Annotated in this window: 18 protein-coding genes; 15 read left to right on the top strand and 3 right to left on the bottom strand. The window is 37.5% G+C overall.

What is annotated here, in order from left to right:
- Positions 1–206 precede the first annotated feature (206 nt).
- The 11 genes from VK91_RS17935 to VK91_RS17885 all read left to right on the top strand — a co-directional run bounded on the left by VK91_RS17935 (position 207) and on the right by VK91_RS17885 (position 11796).
- Entirely contained in the window at positions 207–1211 is a 1005-nt protein-coding gene (locus VK91_RS17935) for an ABC transporter permease (RefSeq protein WP_048394767.1), read from the top strand.
- A gap of 12 nt (positions 1212–1223) precedes the next feature.
- Complete coding sequence (gene nikC / locus VK91_RS17930) at positions 1224–2120, top strand: nickel transporter permease (RefSeq protein ID WP_048394764.1); 897 nt, start codon at positions 1224–1226, stop codon at positions 2118–2120.
- Between the two features lie 277 nt (positions 2121–2397).
- Positions 2398–3015, top strand: a complete 618-nt coding sequence (locus tag VK91_RS17925; RefSeq protein ID WP_048394762.1) for a TerD family protein — start codon at positions 2398–2400, stop codon at positions 3013–3015.
- A 30-nt stretch (positions 3016–3045) separates the two neighbouring features.
- Positions 3046–3627 (top strand): TerD family protein, encoded by a 582-nt coding sequence (locus VK91_RS17920; protein WP_048394760.1) that lies wholly within the window; start codon positions 3046–3048, stop codon positions 3625–3627.
- Between the two features lie 34 nt (positions 3628–3661).
- On the top strand, positions 3662–4237 hold the full coding sequence (locus VK91_RS17915) for a TerD family protein (protein ID WP_016994007.1): 576 nt from the start codon (positions 3662–3664) through the stop codon (positions 4235–4237).
- Positions 4238–4558: 321 nt separating this feature from the next.
- Positions 4559–5752, top strand: a complete 1194-nt coding sequence (locus VK91_RS17910; protein ID WP_048394757.1) for an HpcH/HpaI aldolase/citrate lyase family protein — start codon at positions 4559–4561, stop codon at positions 5750–5752.
- Positions 5733–7091: a phosphoribosyltransferase family protein gene (locus tag VK91_RS17905; RefSeq protein ID WP_048394756.1), complete on the top strand. Its 1359-nt coding sequence runs from the start codon at positions 5733–5735 to the stop codon at positions 7089–7091. The genes VK91_RS17910 and VK91_RS17905 overlap by 20 nt, the downstream gene beginning before the upstream one ends.
- Entirely contained in the window at positions 7088–8188 is a 1101-nt protein-coding gene (locus VK91_RS17900; protein ID WP_048394755.1) for a cysteine protease StiP family protein, read from the top strand. Before VK91_RS17905 ends, VK91_RS17900 begins: the two co-directional genes overlap by 4 nt.
- Before the next feature lie 11 nt (positions 8189–8199).
- Entirely contained in the window at positions 8200–9012 is an 813-nt protein-coding gene (locus tag VK91_RS17895) for a hypothetical protein (RefSeq protein ID WP_048394753.1), read from the top strand.
- Between the two features lie 95 nt (positions 9013–9107).
- Positions 9108–10739 (top strand): YceG family protein, encoded by a 1632-nt coding sequence (locus VK91_RS17890; RefSeq protein WP_048394751.1) that lies wholly within the window; start codon positions 9108–9110, stop codon positions 10737–10739.
- Positions 10740–10761: 22 nt separating this feature from the next.
- Complete coding sequence (locus VK91_RS17885; RefSeq protein WP_048394749.1) at positions 10762–11796, top strand: toxic anion resistance protein; 1035 nt, start codon at positions 10762–10764, stop codon at positions 11794–11796.
- A gap of 124 nt (positions 11797–11920) precedes the next feature.
- Here VK91_RS17885 and VK91_RS17880 read toward each other — a convergent pair whose 3' ends face one another.
- Together VK91_RS17880 and VK91_RS17875 are read right to left on the bottom strand one after the other, a co-directional pair.
- On the bottom strand, positions 11921–13009 hold the full coding sequence (locus VK91_RS17880; protein WP_048394747.1) for an aromatic acid exporter family protein: 1089 nt from the start codon (positions 13007–13009) through the stop codon (positions 11921–11923).
- 135 nt (positions 13010–13144) lie between these two features.
- Entirely contained in the window at positions 13145–14431 is a 1287-nt protein-coding gene (locus tag VK91_RS17875; RefSeq protein WP_048394744.1) for a glutamate-1-semialdehyde 2,1-aminomutase, read from the bottom strand.
- Between the two features lie 129 nt (positions 14432–14560).
- On the opposite strand from VK91_RS17875, the gene bcp reads away from it, so the two are divergent.
- The 3 genes from bcp to perR all read left to right on the top strand — a co-directional run bounded on the left by bcp (position 14561) and on the right by perR (position 16543).
- On the top strand, positions 14561–15037 hold the full coding sequence (bcp, locus tag VK91_RS17870) for a thioredoxin-dependent thiol peroxidase (protein ID WP_048394742.1): 477 nt from the start codon (positions 14561–14563) through the stop codon (positions 15035–15037).
- Entirely contained in the window at positions 15034–15978 is a 945-nt protein-coding gene (locus tag VK91_RS17865; protein WP_048394740.1) for a D-2-hydroxyacid dehydrogenase, read from the top strand. Before bcp ends, VK91_RS17865 begins: the two co-directional genes overlap by 4 nt.
- A 121-nt stretch (positions 15979–16099) precedes the next feature.
- A complete protein-coding gene (gene perR, locus VK91_RS17860; RefSeq protein WP_004230508.1) occupies positions 16100–16543 on the top strand; it encodes a peroxide-responsive transcriptional repressor PerR in 444 nt (147 codons plus the stop codon).
- Between the two features lie 22 nt (positions 16544–16565).
- On the opposite strand, the gene VK91_RS17855 is transcribed toward perR, so the two are convergent.
- On the bottom strand, positions 16566–16916 hold the full coding sequence (locus VK91_RS17855) for a YgzB family protein (RefSeq protein WP_048394737.1): 351 nt from the start codon (positions 16914–16916) through the stop codon (positions 16566–16568).
- Between the two features lie 149 nt (positions 16917–17065).
- On the opposite strand from VK91_RS17855, the gene VK91_RS17850 reads away from it, so the two are divergent.
- Positions 17066–17953: a nucleotidyltransferase-like protein gene (locus tag VK91_RS17850; RefSeq protein ID WP_016994017.1), complete on the top strand. Its 888-nt coding sequence runs from the start codon at positions 17066–17068 to the stop codon at positions 17951–17953.
- Positions 17954–18189 lie beyond the last annotated feature (236 nt).

Raw genomic sequence — 18189 nt, 5'->3', positions numbered from 1 at the left:
TTGAACAAAGGAATGTGAAGAATCTGCTTGCTTTTCTGCGGGTAAGCCGTGGAAATCTCGCAGATTCTTTTCAAGTAAAGATAATGATTATTTCCTGTATGAAAGAATTCAACTAAACATTCAAAACCGTTTAGTGAAGGCTCAACCTTTCAACAGTATATAAAGACTTCACAGTAGATTATGAAAATCATAGAGAGGTGATGAAAATGCTTCACTATATGGGGAGACGTTTACTTCAACTAATCCCAGTTTTGCTTGGAATGACTTTTATCGTCTTTATGTTGATACGGGCAATTCCTGGAAATCCAGCACAGGTTATTTTAGGACAACAGGCAACAAAAGAGGCGGTCGAGGCGTTAAACGCAAGTTTAGGATTAGATAAGCCGTGGTATACACAATATTTTAGTTACTTAGCAGGTATTTTTCAGGGAGATTTAGGGGTTTCCCTACGTACGAAACTACCTGTATCAGAAGAAATTTTCCCATACTTAGCAGCAACGGCCGAACTTGCACTATTTGCGATGATCATTGCGATTGTTATTGGTGTGAATGCTGGCATTATTTCTGCGTGGTTCCAAAATTCTTGGTTTGATTATACAGCAATGATTATAGCGTTAATCGGTGTATCTGTACCCGTGTTCTGGCTTGGTTTGATGGAGCAATGGACATTTAGTAGTAAGCTTGGATGGCTGCCTACATCTGGTCGAGAAGATGTGCGAAATCCAATTACCGCCATAACCCATTTCTATTTATTGGATACGCTCATTCAAGGCCGCTTTGATCAATTCATCGAAGTCATAAAGCGATTAATATTACCAGGAGTAGCACTTGCAACGATTCCGATGGCTATCATTGCGAGAATCACAAGGTCCTCCATGCTGGAAGTTATGCGTTCAGATTATGTAAGGACTGCAAGAGCAAAAGGGCAAAAAATGTTTATTGTTGTTTATAAGCATGCATTAAAGAATGCAGTTATTCCTGTGTTAACGGTAATTGGTCTACAAACTGGATTACTGCTAGGTGGGGCCATTTTAACAGAGACGATTTTTAGTTGGCCAGGAATTGGTCGTTATATTTATGATGCGATTGGCTTCAGGGATTATCCCGTTATTCAATCAGGTATTCTCGTCGTTGCATTTATCTTCATCATGATTAACTTAATCGTGGATTTACTGTACACAGTAGTCGACCCACGGATTAAATACAAATAGAAGGGAGTTGCAATGATGACTGGAGCAATCGATATAAAAAAAGAAGTATCACCAGTTCGAGAAAAGGCAGTAGGTCCATGGCTCGAAGGGTGGCGTAGTTTTAAAAAGAGTAAATTATCCCTTGTTGGAGCAGGAATTGTTATATTTTTTATTATACTAGCTGTCATTGGTCCGTTCATTGCACCACAGGGCATCAATGAACAAGATTTAACGAAGCGTTTACTGGCACCATCCGCTGATCATTGGTTTGGAACGGATGATTTTGGACGGGATATTTTTTCGAGGATCATTCACGGTGCAAGGATTTCGCTATGGGTAGGCTTTTTCTCTGTTATTTTGTCCGTGATAATTGGTAGTTTACTTGGCATCATTGCAGGTTATTATGGAAAATGGATCGATACGATAATTTCACGTATTTTTGATATTATGCTAGCTTTCCCTAGTATGCTACTAGCGATTGCAGTAGTATCAGTGCTTGGTCCATCTTTACAAAATGCATTAATCGCCATTGCTATTATTAACGTACCGAATTTTGGGCGCTTAATCCGTTCTAAGGTTTTAAGTGTCAAGGAAGAGGAATATATAGTAGCGGCAAAAGCAATTGGTATGCGTGATGCACGAATTCTATTTTCGCATATTTTGCCGAATTCCATAACCCCAATAATTGTACAGGGAACACTAGCAATTGCGACAGCCATTATTGAAGCGGCAGCATTAGGTTTTCTTGGGCTAGGGGCTCAAGCTCCAGCACCAGAATGGGGAAAAATGTTAGCGGATGCACGGAAGTTTTTATTAAATGCTCCGTGGACGATGATTTTCCCTGGTTTAGCTATTATGTTAACAGTTTTAGGCTTTAATCTAATGGGTGATGGACTACGAGATGCACTTGATCCAAAAATGAAAAGTTAGTAAATAAGACAATAGCCTTCTACAAGTTAGAAGGTTTTTTTAGCTGCTTGGACCATTGGATATAAAAGGAACATTTTTACTACAAAAACGTTTTATAGTATAGAAAAAGACGTGAGGGGCTTTCAAAAATAAGAGAAAACACCTTTTTGGAGCCATTAATTGAATTTTTTGTCACGTTATTTTAGACTTAATTTAAGTAGAAATCTTTTAGCTTAGTAGATTATTGCTTACCATAAAATCTTTCGACTGAAATACATATTTTAGGAGGGTGTTAGAATTGGGGATTAATTTACAAAAAGGACAAAGAGTTGATTTAACAAAGGGTAACGCAGGATTAAATAAAATTAAAGTTGGTTTAGGGTGGGACCCTGTAGGCCAAGAGAAAAGTGGCGGCTTTTTAGGTGGTTTATTTTCTAGCAGAAATAGTGGCAGTGGCAGAAGTATCGACTGTGATGCTTCGGTATTAATGTTACAAGATGATAAGGTTGTAGCGGGTGACGATGTTGTTTATTTCGGAAAATTAACAAGTAGCTGCGGTTCTGTTCGACATTCAGGTGATAATTTAACAGGTGATGGTGATGGTGATGATGAGGTAATTACAATTGAACTATCGTCTGTACCTTCGCAATATAACAAGCTTGTGTTTGTTGTAAACATTTATGATGCGGCAGGTCGCAATCAACACTTTGGTATGATTCATAATGCATATATTCGTGTGTATGATGACAGGACAGGAAGCGAACTAATTCGCTATAATTTAACTGATAATTATTCGAATTTAACGACGTTAGTATGTGGAGAAATTTACCGTCATAATAACGAATGGAAATTTGCTGCGGTTGGTACGGGAACAAATGACATAAAGCTTGGCGACGTTGTTCGAAGATATCAATAAATAATTGACTAAATAGGAGGAATAAAAATTATGGGCATTTCACTACAAAAAGGTCAAAAGGTAGATTTAACTAAAACAAATCCAGGATTAACGAATGTGGTTGTAGGTTTAGGCTGGGATACAAATAAATATGATGGTGGTCATGATTTTGACTTAGACTCCTCTGTGTTTTTACTTGCTGATACAGGTAAAGTTGCAGATCAAAATGATTTTATTTTTTATAACAACACTACAGGTGGCAATGGTTCAGTTGAGCATTCAGGCGATAATTTAACAGGTGTAGGCGAAGGTGACGATGAAGTGGTGAAAGTGGCATTAACTCAAGTACCTGCTCATGTTCAGCGACTAGCCTTCACAGTAACAATTCATGATGCAGAGTCTCGCAGTCAAAACTTCGGTATGGTGTCTAATGCCTATATTCGTATTATGAATGCTGCTTCCAACGAAGAAATTATTCGCTATGATTTAGGCGAGGACTTCAGTATTGAAACAGCTATTGTTGTAGGGGAATTATATCGTCATAACGGAGAATGGAAATTTAATGCGATTGGTGCAGGCTATCAAGGTGGCTTAGCTGCTTTATGTAATGATTATGGCTTAAGTGTAAACTAAAATTTCATCTTTGGACAGAAAGGGAGATTTTTGAATGGCTATACAATTAAGTAAAGGGCAACGTATTGATTTAACAAAGCAAGATCCAGGCTTAAATAGCATTGGCATTGGTTTAGGCTGGGATGTAAAGCAATTTGATGGTGGCCAAGACTTTGACCTGGATGCATCTGTATTTTTACTAGATGCTTCAGGTAAATGTCGTAATGAACAGGACTTTATTTTCTATAATAATCTAGCCAGCCCAGACCAGTCTGTTGTCCATACGGGAGATAATCGTACAGGTGCAGGGGATGGGGATGATGAAAAAATTCTTGTCAACTTAAAGCAAGTATCACCTCAAATAGAAAAAATTGTAGTGACGGTTACTATTTACGATGCCGAGGGACGTCATCAAAACTTCGGGCAAGTCTTAAATGCCTATGTACGATTGACGAACGAAGAGTCGGGATCAGAGGTATTGCGTTACGATTTAGGTGAAGATTTCAGTATTGAAACGGCTGTAGTATTTTGTGAGCTGTACCGACATAATGGTGAGTGGAAATTTGCTGCAGTAGGTTCAGGTTACCAGGGTGGACTAGCTGCTTTAATCAATGCATATGGCCTACAGTAACTATGGGACATAGGTGCATGGTGGAGGATCTGATGTGGATGTATTAAATGAGATATTAAATACATATGCACAGTTTTTAAACTAGCAGATGTAACAGGGGCTTATCGTAATACACTGAAAATGTGTGTTAGTATATTGGGGCTACCATCCTTCGCATGAAATTTTCGTTATTATTTTAATAGCTGCATTCTTATTGACATTTGTTATTTACAAGTTGAAGAAGAAAACAGCAGTGTAAACAAGGCACTGTATTAGTCTGTATGGAACAGGCTGATACAGTGCTTTTTTCACAAAAGGCATAGTTACAGGGGAGAGGATTAGATGCAACATTTTGCAACAGAAGCAGAGATGATTTTTTATAAGAAGCCACAGCCGTTTACAAAATGGGAAACGGCGGATATTTTGTCATATGCCCTAGGTGCGACTTTGTATATGCCAGCTTCCATGCCTACGATTGTGAGCTTGATCCGATCACAAAAATATAAGGAACTCACATCACTTGTCATTGATTTGGAGGATGCAGTTGGAGATGCAGAGTTAGTAGATTGTGAAGCTAAGCTGATAGAGGATATTAGTGAATTATACGCACTCTATCAGCAAAAACAGCTATTACTTCAGGAGCTCCCTTTACTTTTTGTTCGAGTACGTCATGTTGAGCAATTTCAAAGGCTAACAACTGTTTTAGGGAAAAAGCAAGAAATATTAACTGGCTATGTCTTTCCGAAGTTTACAGCAGAACAGGGTGCCCGTTATTTCGAGTTGCTTGAACAAACCATTTTAGAAAATGATTTAATTTTATATGGTATGCCAATTTTAGAAAGTCGTGAGGTACTATATAAGGAAACTCGCATGGAAGCGTTATTAGACATTAAAGCGGTTCTACATCAATACAAAGCCCGTGTATTAAATGTACGAATTGGTGCTACCGATTTTTGTGGTATTTACGGAATTCGCCGGCGTATGGATTCTACCATTTATGATATTAGTGTCATACGAGATTGTATTGCAGATATTGTCAATATCTTAGGTCGTGAGGAAGATGGTTTTATTATTTCTGGGCCTGTGTGGGAGTATTTTAATAATCAGCGTGTATTAAAGCCCGCACTTAGAGTGACACCATTTAGTGAGAAAGGCGCGCTTGATACAAGGAAAGCGTTATTAGACGATTGTTTAGATGGATTAATGAAAGAAGTTTTAATGGATAAACAAAATGGCATAGTGGGAAAAACAATTATTCATCCGAGCCATATCCGTGTTGTGCATGCCCTGTATGCTATTTCGTATGAGGAATACTTAGATGCGCTAAGTATTATAGAAAATAATGATGGACAAAAAGGTGTTATGAAAAGTCACTATGCTAATAAAATGAATGAAATTAAGCCACATATGAGATGGGCACAACGGATTTTAAAACAGGCTCATGTCTATGGTGTTTATCATGAATCTGTCGATTTTGCCTCACTTTTATTACAGTCTGAAATAGGTGGTAGTGTATATGCAACAACAAATGAGTAAATTAAGCATTTTACCGAATTATTCAATTGATATTGAAATTACCTACAATCCCCATAATTTTGCGCTAACCGATTTGTTTAGAATGGCGGCTCGGATTAATAAGAAGAGACAATTTTTGTTTGTAAGCACGGTACTAGGCAAACATTTGGCTGTCCGTCCGCAAATCCCTTTACTGACAGGAACTCTTTTAGCAATGATGTATCAGCAGCATCTTACGGGACAAAAGGTAATGGCTTCGGCTGTCGTTAAAGCTTTAAAAGACGGAGCTAATTTGGATGAAGTACAAAAATCCATAGAAGGAACCCTAGAATTAACGGATGAAACATTGTTTATTGGCTTTGCTGAGACAGCAACAGCACTTGGACACGCAGTATTTAATGCCTTTCACTCGAATGCTATGTATATCCACACAACACGTGAAGTGTTGCCCGATTTTGAGCCATTTGTTACGTTTGAAGAAGAACATTCACATGCGACAAGCCATAGAATTTATACGGAGGAACCAGAATTTTTACTGCAAACTAAGCGCATTGTGTTAATTGATGATGAGATTACTACTGGAAATACGGTCATTAATATTATTGAGACTTTAATACAGAAATTTCCTTTAGTGAGACAATATGCGGTACTATCTATTTTAGATTGGCGTTCCCAACAGCAGCAAACAATCTTTAAGCAATTAGAAGTACAATGGGGTATCTCTATAGAATTCATCTCCATTATGTGTGGGAATTTTAGCTGTTCAGGCATTCCAAGCTTAACCAGTACACAACCAAACTTACTAACACAGGTTGCACGAGATATGGACATTTGTCCGATTCAAGTATCTGTTGATCGCAAATTCTATCGTTCTGTTGCGGAGAATGGGTTAATAAATAAGTACCCCTATTTACTAGCAACAGGGAGATTTATGCTCACGTCAAAACAGCATGTTGACCAAAAGCAAACGATACAAGCTATTGCTATGCAATTACAAGAGCTAAGAACAAATGGACCAGCACTTGTTATTGGCACGGGTGAGTTCATGTATGTTCCTATGCAAATTGCCTCTTTTTTAGGAAATGATGTTTATTTTCAGTCAACTACTCGTAGTCCAATCTATTGTACGGATGATTTAGGATATACGATTAACGATAAAATAGCCTTTGAAAGTCCAGAAAATAACGGGGTCACTAATTTTTTATATAATCTTCAAAGCCAGTCTTACACGGAACTTTTTTTCATAGTGGAACGTATAGCAAGTAAAGAGGTAGTTGCCCGTGTGGTAAAGGCATTACAAGAAGCCACTAAAGCCAAAGTATATGTAATTAGTATGCATGAATTGGAGGTAGAACGATGATATCGACTTTGCAGCCAGATAAAATGGGGAGTTATGCACCAGAGGACGTTATTTTTTTATTGCGTGATATTGGAAGTGCATTCCTTGAAATGGATAATGAGAAACGTGAACAACTCATTCAATCGGGTATACATTATTCGGAAATGCTGCCAGTGGAGAAGCAACCATCGGATACCTACATGAATCTTTTTTATAAAGCGCTAGATGTTCATGCAGAAAGAATAGCAATCGCCGTTGGAGTAGTGGCAGAACAAATCATTGAAAATAGAGGATTAGAAAATTTAATTCTTGTGAGTTTAGCTCGTGCAGGTACACCCATTGGTATTTTAATCAAACGGTATATAGCCATGCATTATCATGTGAATGTTCCACATTACTCCATTTCTATACTGCGAGGTCGTGGGTTTGATGAAACGGCAATTCGTTATATTTTGACACAGCATCCTCTAGGAAGTCTGCAATTTATTGATGGTTGGACAGGAAAAGGGGCAATTACCAATGAATTAATTCAATCCTGCCAAAAGTTTAATTTACAATATCAAGAACAGTTAAGTGGCGATTTAGCTGTTTTGGCTGATCCTGGCCATTGTGCAGCTATTTATGGAACTCGTGAGGATTTTTTAATACCATCTGCTTGTTTAAATTCCACTGTATCTGGATTAGTAAGTAGAACGGTATTAAATTTGCAGTTTATGGATGCAAACGATTTTCATGGTGCAAAATACTACAAAGAATTAGAGGCAATAGATGTCTCCAATCTGTACATAGAGCGTATCGTCACATGTTTTGAACAAGTACAGAGTAAAATTGTGCAACAAATTCAAGAGCAAGAAATCTCTCCAATTACTTGGGAGGGTATGAAGTCCGTGCAAACAATTCAACGAGATTTTGGTATTGATAATATTCATTTCATTAAGCCAGGTGTTGGGGAAACGACAAGAGTTTTGCTGAGAAGGATACCTTGGAAGATTTTAATTAATCCACAGTACATGCATGAATTGAAACATATTTTATTATTAGCGCAGGAAAAAAATGTATTGATTGAAGAGTATTCGAATATGTCCTATGCATGTTGTGGTTTGATCAAAGAATTATAGAGGAGAATATGATGATATTATTTACATCTGATTTAGATAGAACCCTTATTTATTCTAAACGCATGATGGAGATGTTTCCGCCAGCTACAGAGACAATCGTCGTTGAACACAAGGACGAAACAGCAATGAGTATGATGACACAGGCAACAGCACCCCTATTGCAACAGGTACACCAACATACTTTATTTGTACCTGTTACGACAAGAGCTTTACATCAATATCAAAGAATCCATTTTATTCATGATTTATGCCCTGCTTTTGCAATTACAAGCAATGGGGGTACAATAGTAGAAAAGGGTCAGCCATATGAAAAATGGACACAAACATTATCTAGACGTATTGAAGATTCCTCGATCCCTCGTATGGATATGCTAAAGCTTTTTCAGACAATTAAATCTGATACATGGCTACAACGATCTCTGTATATAGATGAGCTTTTTTATGTACATCATGTAGATATTGATATTTTACCATACGATGAATTACAAGCGATGATTCAAGAGTTTGATATGCATGGTTGGCATGTTCTGCTACAAGGAAAAAAATTGTATTTTATGCCCAAGGTGCTGACAAAGGAAGCGGCTATAGAATATATAAAAGAGTTCTGTACATACGGTGTGCATATAGCAGCAGGTGATTCTATTATGGATTATGGCATGCTTGCAATGGCTGATTTAGGTTTTACACCAAATCATGGAGACTTAAAGGATAAACAGCCAAAATTTTTACAAAATACAACTTACTCGCCTCACAATGGTGAAGCATTTACAAAGAATTTATTGGAAACAGTTTTACAGATGGCATCACAACAAACGATCGTATAGATGTTCAAATATTTTTGTTGTCATTAGGTGAGACGTCCTATGACAAATGAATGCTTTAGCATAGGCTGAGGATGATTTTTAGGAGGTGCGTTTGTATGCAAACAATCACAATTAAATCAGTGTTGGAGCGTCATCCTGATGATTGGCTACAGGCGTTTCAAGATTCACCAAAGGATCGTGCATTTTATGAAACAACAGAGCAGCAAGTGAGCTTTAGTAGAATTGCTGTTCGTGTATTGGGCGTACCAATCGAAGAAGATGATTATTTCAATTCATTATTTACATTGTCACAGAACACTAACATCCATATTTTAAGTGAAGAATTAAATAAACATATTGAACCAAAAGACTTTCAGGCAATACAAACAATCCTTTCGCAGCATCAACAAACTCCACAAGGTCTATCTATTAATCGTTTAGTGGCAATGATGTATGGTTATCAATTAATTCCTAAGCATGATGACAGTGTAATGAATCGCCATTTACAGTTAGCAACCATTAAAGTAGTAGAGCTCTTTCAAAAACAGCAATCGTTAGGTTTGCTAGCAAATGACTTTCGCCGTTTTTTAATTGATATGGTGAAATGGCTAAAAAACCATTGGATTCTATGGACAAAATCCATGAAACCAACAGATGATTTTCCTAAAGTAGTTTGGTATGGGGAAGCAACTCTAAGTCAGCGCTATTTCTTATTGTTATTAATGGAGCTCGGTTGTGATGTGTTAATTTTTCATCCAGCTAAAATAGATGAATTTGCTGAGATTGATCCTAATGATACTTTCTCTATCACATATGCGTACGCCAATCAAACAACTTTACAGCCATTTCCTGATAAGTTGCGTGACCGGCAGGCAACGGTTGGATATCGATCTAGTCAGCATTTTGAGCAATTAATGCATGATCAGCAATCAGGTGTCTATAAGCCTTGGCAGTTTAAAGATTTTATGCCACGCTCCTTAACATTACGGATGACATATGATGATATTTTTATTTATGCAAAAGAGAAAGCTTTGGTTCGACCACAGTTTGAAGTAATTGGGGATGAGATTGTCATTCCAGTCATATTTGCCAAAATTAGTGGGGTTTCGAGCAGACGGGAAGAATACTGGTATTATATGCATCAGTTATTAGCAAATCCGCAAACTGTTTTTGTCCAAAAATTCCCCTATGCACCAACGAGTAGAGCCAATTTTCACTTTCACTATAAGCATTGCCTAGTAAATGGAGAACTATCAGTAGAGCGTATTATGCAAAGTGATTGGTGGCAATACGGTGAGTTAACATTGGAGCTACAGCGTGCGATTGCACACACGATAAAAACTTCCTGTGAGCAGCCCATGTTGAAACAGCAGCAAAATGAGACCTTATATGATTTACAGTTATTTTTATTTAAACAAATGTCGATGGTTCCACAGGAGATCCTAAGATTACTACAAAGCTTTGACTATTCCCAAGAGGTACCGAAGCTGGTATTATACCAAGCACCTCAACAACCAGCTTTATCACGTGAAGATATAGCGTTATTGGCCTTTTTAAATCGATTTGGTGTGGATATTGTTTTTTATAATCCGACAGGACAACTAGATTTAGAAAAGCATTTGCAAGAGGATAGTTATGATGTACACCGTTTAGAGCATATGCTGTTTGACTTGCACTATGAAGAACCAAAGCCACAGAAAACTGCACCCGACAAAATCATAAAAAAACTCTTTAATCGTTTTTTCTGATGATAGGAAGGAGGCGGCACGAATGTCGAATAACTCGTTGACGCTGAAGCAGCTGACACTGGAAACAGCAGAAGCCTTCAAAGAACAGTTAAGGGATCATGCAGAGGTACGGCAAATTGCCAATCAAATCAATATAAAAAATCAGATAGAGCTATTAGCTTTGGGAAAAGAGCCGTCTACAAAATTAGCTACTTTTGCAGATCAAATTTTAGCCATCATCACCCAGTCAACAACTTTCGAATCAAATGAATTATTTAAGCAGCTTGAAGCCCTTATGCAGACATTCGACAAACAAGATTTTACAGAGCAAAAGGGCTTTTTTAAAAAGCTGTTTGCACGTAAGACCAAAAATGATGGCGATTTATTTACGAAATATAATGGACTGGGGAGAGATATTGAGAAAATCCATTATCAATTTGTACTGATGGAAGAGGAATTAGCGAAGGATAACCGAGTACTTGCACGCTTATATCAAGAAGACCTCATGTACTATCTTGAGCTAGAAAAGTATATCGTAGCAACTGACATGAAGCTTCATGAGGTTCAAACAACATTGATTCCGATGTATGAAAAACAGAGTGAAGCAGGAAATCAGCTGGCGAAAATGGAGCTAAATCGTTTGCAAGGTATTGCAGAGATGCTCCAGCAAAAAATAGATGACTTAGAAAAATCGCGTATGGTGGCTATTATCACAGCCCCTCAAATCGATATGCTACGTAATGGTAACAGTGAATTGATGGAACAAATTAATGGGGCTTTTGTTAAAACCATTCCTGTTTTTAAAATGGGTTTGATGAATGCAGTTAATGAAAGACGTCAACAATTACAAAGTCAATCAGCCTCTGCCTTTGAAGATCGTATGAGGCAATTTGGGGGAGCTAGCAAGGAAGCGGTGCAATTAAGTACTGCCATGGCTCAACAATCCAACACTACCAAGACTCTTGAAGAAATGTGGGATACTATTGTATCAGGCATTGCCAATTATCAGCATTTACGTGCTGAACAAACGGTCAAACGCCAACAAGCAGAGCAACAATTGCTAACATTGCGTTCTTAGCTCCTTTCCTCTAAGTAGATTACTACTTGGAGGTTTTTTGTATAAAAAAAGCCGACAGACTTATCTTATTCAATGGGTGATCAAAATCCCACTGAATCAAGGTAATCTGTCGCCAAAATGTTAGCTATATGAATTCTTCTTCAAATTCTACATTGATTTCATGTCCATGATAGCTTTGGTAAGAAACAATAAGTGTATCAAGATGTTCTAAGTTTTCCTCATAATCTAAAATACGCGATAAAATATAGAGTAGGTGATAGCTAGAAAACTCCGTATCGCCTTCTTCACGAGCAAAGTTGATTTGCTTGATGAAAATTTCCATCAGCTCATTACGTTGGACATAGTCAATGCTTTTACTCCACTCCGAATGCTCAGGCTTTAGCTTCCCTGTATATTTTAAGAGCAATTGCTCATGGTACGTTAGCAAGGAATCAAGTCTCTCCTGAATCATTAAATGAAATTGGGTAGGGAGCTGAGCTAATTCATTTTCGTGATTATGCAAACGCTGTAGCAATTCCAAGCTTTTCTTGGAAGTTAAAATCATTTGACGATAGACTACTAGTTTGCGAGCTTTGACATATTTTTTATTTTTAAAGTAATTACGCTCTTCCTTATATAAATCATACAGCGTATCCACTCGTAGCATACGGTTTTTAAACTTACTTAATGCTGTTTTTGTGGATGTATGCTCAGAAGCTTGCCGTACAGCCAGTCGTGTCCAACGAATAATATCATCTTGTAAAATATAAATTTTGCGAAATAGTTTTACCTCGTATTTAGGTGGTAAGAACACAAGATTTACGACAAATGCTGCTAATACCCCAACTAATATCGTAACAAAGCGTATCAAACCAAATGTTAAAAAGTCATCCCCTTGAAATTCCATAATAGCTACAACTGAAACCAACGCTAGCGAAAGTGATTTTTCGAGTCTAAACTTTAACATTAAACCAATAGCTATTATGACAGCTATACCAATGGCAACGACATGGTGTCCAAAAAGCAAGCCGAAAATGACGGCAATTGTCGCACCTATAATATTCGCTTGTACTTGCTCCACAATGGTTTGGTAAGAACGATAAATAGAAGGCTGAATAGCAAAAATAGCTGCAATTCCAGCAAAAACAGGTGAAGGTAGTTTTAACAACTCTGCAATAAATAATGCAAATACGATAGCTACACCAGTTTTAAATACACGGGCACCTAATTTCATAAAGATGTCCTTTCTGTCTAATATTTTTTAGCTTCTTTACATTATAGAAGGAAGTGCTCATAAAATACATAGATTTGCATGGATGAATAAGAAAAAGGCGACTTCTACTTGCAAGTCGCCTTTTTCTTGTCAAGATTACAATTGAGAAAACGCAATATCTACTGCTTCAATTGTTTCCTGAATGTCTGCTTCTGTATGCTCAGTTGTTAAGAACCATGCTTCATATTTTGAAGGAGCTAGATTAATACCTTGCTCAAGCATGTGTTTAAAGAAGCGTCCAAATATTTCACCATCAGAGTTTTCAGCTTGCTCATAGTTTTCTACCTTCACATCTGTAAAGTAAATAGTAAGCGCTCCTTTAAGTCGATTTAACGTGATGGTTACACCATGTTTTTTAGCAGCAGCTAAAATACCTTCTTCTAAAATTGCGCCTAATCTATCCATTTCCTCATATATACCTGGTGTTTGTAGTACTTCTAGGCAAGCAATACCCGCTTGCATAGATGCAGGATTTCCAGCCATCGTACCCGCTTGGTATGCTGGGCCGAGTGGTGCAACAGTATCCATAATCTCTTTACGTCCGCCATATGCACCGATTGGTAAACCACCACCAATAACTTTACCAAGTGCAGTTAGATCAGGTGTTAGGCCAAGTAAATTTTGAGCGCCACCATAGTGGAAGCGGAAGGCCGTGATGACTTCATCGTAAATCGTTAGGGCCCCTTTTTCCTTTGCTATAGCATGTACTAATTCAAGAAAGCCTGGCTTTGGTTCAACGATACCGAAGTTTCCTACTATTGGCTCGATTAAAATAGCTGCAATCTCCTCGCCCCATTTATCCATGGCTTCTGTAAAGGCTTCAGGGTTATTAAAAGGTACAGTAATAACTTCTTCAGCAGTCGAAGTTGTCACGCCCGCTGAATCTGGTGTTCCTAATGTTGCTGGACCTGATCCGGCAGCCACTAATACTAAATCAAAGTGCCCGTGGTAGCAACCAGCAAATTTCATGATTTTTGTACGTCCTGTATAGGCACGTGCCACACGAATCGTTGTCATAACAGCTTCTGTACCAGAGTTGTTAAAACGTACTTTATCCATCGACGGAATGGCTTCTTTTAACATTTTTGCGAAAGTAACTTCATACTCAGTCGGCGTCCCAAACAATGTACCATTTTCAGCTGCGTGCGTAATGGCCTTTGCAATATGAGGATGACCATGACCAGTAACGATTGGACCATATGCTGCTAGATAGTCGATATAACGATTGCCATCTACATCCCAAAAATAAGCGCCTTTTCCTCGCGCCATGGATACAGGAGAACCGCCACCTACTGCTTTATATGAACGAGAAGGGCTGTTTACACCACCAACAATATGCTGTAATGCCTCTTCATGTATTGCTTCAGATTTTGCATGATTCATAGAATTGCCTCCTAACTTTTTATACGTAATCTATTGTAGACCTATCGGTGTAAGAAATCCAAAGAAATTAAGGGATATGACTTGATTTGTTACTTAGAGTAAAATAGGACCTACAGAGGAGGAGATTGTATGACATTACTAGAAGGACAAAAGGCGCCGGATTTTTCTCTATTGAACGAAAAGGGCGAGATGGTGCATTTAGCTGATTTTAAAGGAAAAAATGTTATTTTATACTTTTACCCAAAGGATATGACACCAGGCTGCACGACGGAGGCATGTGATTTTCGCGATAAGTTTGAGGACTTCAGTCATTTAAATGCTGTTGTTCTGGGTGTTAGCCCAGATAACGCAAGCAAGCATACAAAATTTATTGATAAGCATGGTTTGCCATTTTCATTATTAGTGGATGAGGACCATGCTATTGCTGAAGCTTATGATGTATGGGTTTTAAAGAAAATGTATGGACGTGAATATATGGGCATAGAGCGTTCAACGTTTTTAATTGATGCTGAGGGGAAGCTTGTAAAAGCTTGGCGCAAAGTTCGAGTGAAAAATCATATTGAAGAAGTATATGCTTATTTAGCAGAACAGGAGGCAAAACAATGAGAATCTATTTTACATTTGAACCTAGACCAGATTTACGAGAACCATTAGTAGCAGAATTTCCACAGCTTGAATTTATCTTTGAAAAGAGCATATCAAATGAAGAGCTTCAACAAGCGGATGTATTAGTTACATATGGTGAAGATTTAACAGAAGAGAGTATTCAATCTGCGACAAAGCTAAAATGGATTTTTGTTGCATCGGCAGGTATAGAAAAAATGCCAGCTCAGGCTATTATCGAACGCAGGATTCTAGTTTCAAATGTTCGTGGCATTCATAAAACGCCTATGGCTGAATCGATTCTTGCTCATATTTTAGCCATTAAACGAGCTTTGCCTTGGATGTATGAGCAGCAAAAGAAAAATGAATGGTCGAAAAAAACACAACAAACGGAATTACGAGATAGTACGGCACTTATTTTGGGGCCAGGTGCCATTGGTTCGGAAGTTGGGCGTTTATTGCAAGCTTTTGGTGTTACAACAATTGGCTGTAATCGCTCTGGTAAAGAAGCGGCCTATATGAATACGATGATTAGTTTTACCAATTTGAAAGAAGCACTACCTCTTGCAGATATCGTTATTTCTGTATTACCAAAAACAACAGAAACGACCCATTTATTAAAAGAAGAGCATTTTGTTGCGATGAAAAACAATGCGATCTTCATGAATTTTGGTCGAGGTAATTTAGTTGATGAAAACGTACTCATTCAAGCGATTGAAAGAAAGCAAATAGGACACGCAGTTTTAGATGTATTTGAAGAGGAGCCTTTGACATCCGACAATCCATTATGGACATTACCAAATGTTATAGTATCACCTCATGTATCCAGTCATTCTTCTCGTTATGTTGAGCGTAGCTTAGAAATTTTCAAGCCAAGCCTAACAAAATGGCTAAAGGGTGACACGGATTTAGAAAATGTTATGGATTTATCAAGAGGATATTAAGGAAAAAACCATTGATTTATTGAGGATAAGCAATGTGTGATTGTTGACGAAGTAGTACGAATTGGATACACTATTTATAACAATTATAAATTAATAATACTTATGGAAGAGGTGCATGACGATGTCTGCAACGCATTTACAAGATGCACTGGACACGTTGAAAACAACTGGTGTACGTATTACTCCTCAGCGTCATGCTATTTTGGAATATCTAATTCAATCAATGGCACATCCTACTGCCGATGAAATTTATAAAGCTCTTGAGGGTAAGTTCCCTAATATGAGTGTAGCGACTGTTTATAACAACCTGCGTGTATTTCGTGAAGTAGGTCTTGTGAAAGAGCTAACTTACGGGGATGCTTCAAGTCGCTTTGATTTCGTGACAAACGATCATTACCATATGATTTGTGAATGCTGTGGTAAGATCGTCGATTTCCATTATCCTGGACTCGACGAAATAGAGCATTTTGCATCACAGGTAACAGGCTTTGATGTGCATTCGCATCGCTTAGAGATATACGGCACTTGTCCATCATGTAAAGTTGCTACTGCTAAAGTACAATAAAAATCCTAGCTCTTAAAAAGGGCTAGGATTTTTTTGTTTTATTATAGGATTGATCGAACTCTTTACCTTCTAGAGTAGGATCAAGTGTTAATGGCTCATTGCAGTACATGCACATATCTACTCGGCCTAAAACCTTTGTATGTTTATGGCAATTAGGACACTCTACTTGAATAGCTCTTGTTGACAGTAATCCGATCCACGCATATACAACTGTGCTACCGATAATACAAAGAACACCTAGTGACATGAAAATTAAAACTAATATCGGGCTGTTTTTAAAGAAAATGCCTCCGTACATGACAATAAAACCAAAAAAGATTAGTGCTAATGCGAATGAACGAATTTTATTAATTTTACTTTTATAAGGTTTCATATTTCATCTTGCCTCCCAATCTAAAATCTACTATAACATATAAGGGCAAAGTATTTTAGCTTTGAACTGAATGAAAGAAGGAATACTTTTAGAGTATGTCGAATTTTTAACGGAACAAAACAACCTATATGAATAAAGGAGGGCTGAACATGGAGCAAGTACTGCGTCCGATATATCAAGAACGTGCGAGTCAGTCGAATACATTAGGCGTAATTTTAGTGGAAAAGCGTGAAGAACAAAGTAACGTTACAGATACATTTGATACGGTTTTACTCATTATCGTAAAAGAAGCAGAGCAACCAGTCTTTTCAAAACATTACTTATATGAAGGAAATAAAATCGCTCTACATACTGTTACGGAGAAATTAATTCGAAAATGGTTACTCATCGGTTCAAATAGAAAGGTTGTTGATTGGATATTCTTCGGTAGAGTATTATTTGATCGGAATGAATTTCTGCATAAACTAAAAATAGAATTGCAGGAATTTCCGTATAGTGGTCGTAAAATTAAAACAGGTATTCAATTTTCAAAGTTAATTCGTCGCTATTTGGAGGGGAAAGAATACTTTGATAAAGGAAGTTACTTAGATGCTTATAATCACGTTGTGGATTCCCTACATCATCTAGGCCGCCTATCTATTATCGATAGTGGCCTGTATCCTGAAGTAACTGTTTGGGCACAGGTGAAAAAAATCGAGCCAGCCATCTATAAGCTGTATGAAGAGCTAGTGACAAGTAATGAGCCAATAGAAAAGCGCTTAGAATTGTTGTTTTTAGCAAGTGAGTTTTTAATCCACTCTCGTACACGAGATGGGGCACAGCATATATTAGAAGTCATGCAAACAAAAGAAATGTGGACTATTCAGGAATTACATGATCATCATGAACTTGTTAACTACTCAGTGGATTTAGAAGTGTTTGTTGAGTATCTAGTGGATAAAGGCTATATTCAAATTGAACCCATTGCAGCGAAAAATGATAGGATATTTCACCGTCATTACAAGGTAAATAAAGATGCTCTAGAAATGGGGCAATGACTGTAGTATGCTTGTAATCGAGGTATCTAAAAAATACCTCGTTATTTTTTTAGAAAAGTAGTTGACGAATAATATCTTAGTATTGTATTATATTAATTGTCGCTAAGACATAAACGAATAACTCAGAAAAACACAAAAAACTTTTTTAAAAAAGTTGTTGACATGTTTTGAATGAGATGTTAATATAAAGAAGTCGCTGAAAAACGACTTAAATAATGAACCTTGAAAACTGAACA

It is taken from the genome of Lysinibacillus sp. LK3, from assembly GCF_001043675.1.
Classification (GTDB): domain Bacteria; phylum Bacillota; class Bacilli; order Bacillales_A; family Planococcaceae; genus Lysinibacillus; species Lysinibacillus capsici.
The sequence above is the reverse complement of the archived record's forward strand: the minus strand, read 5'-3'. Positions and strand labels throughout refer to the sequence as shown.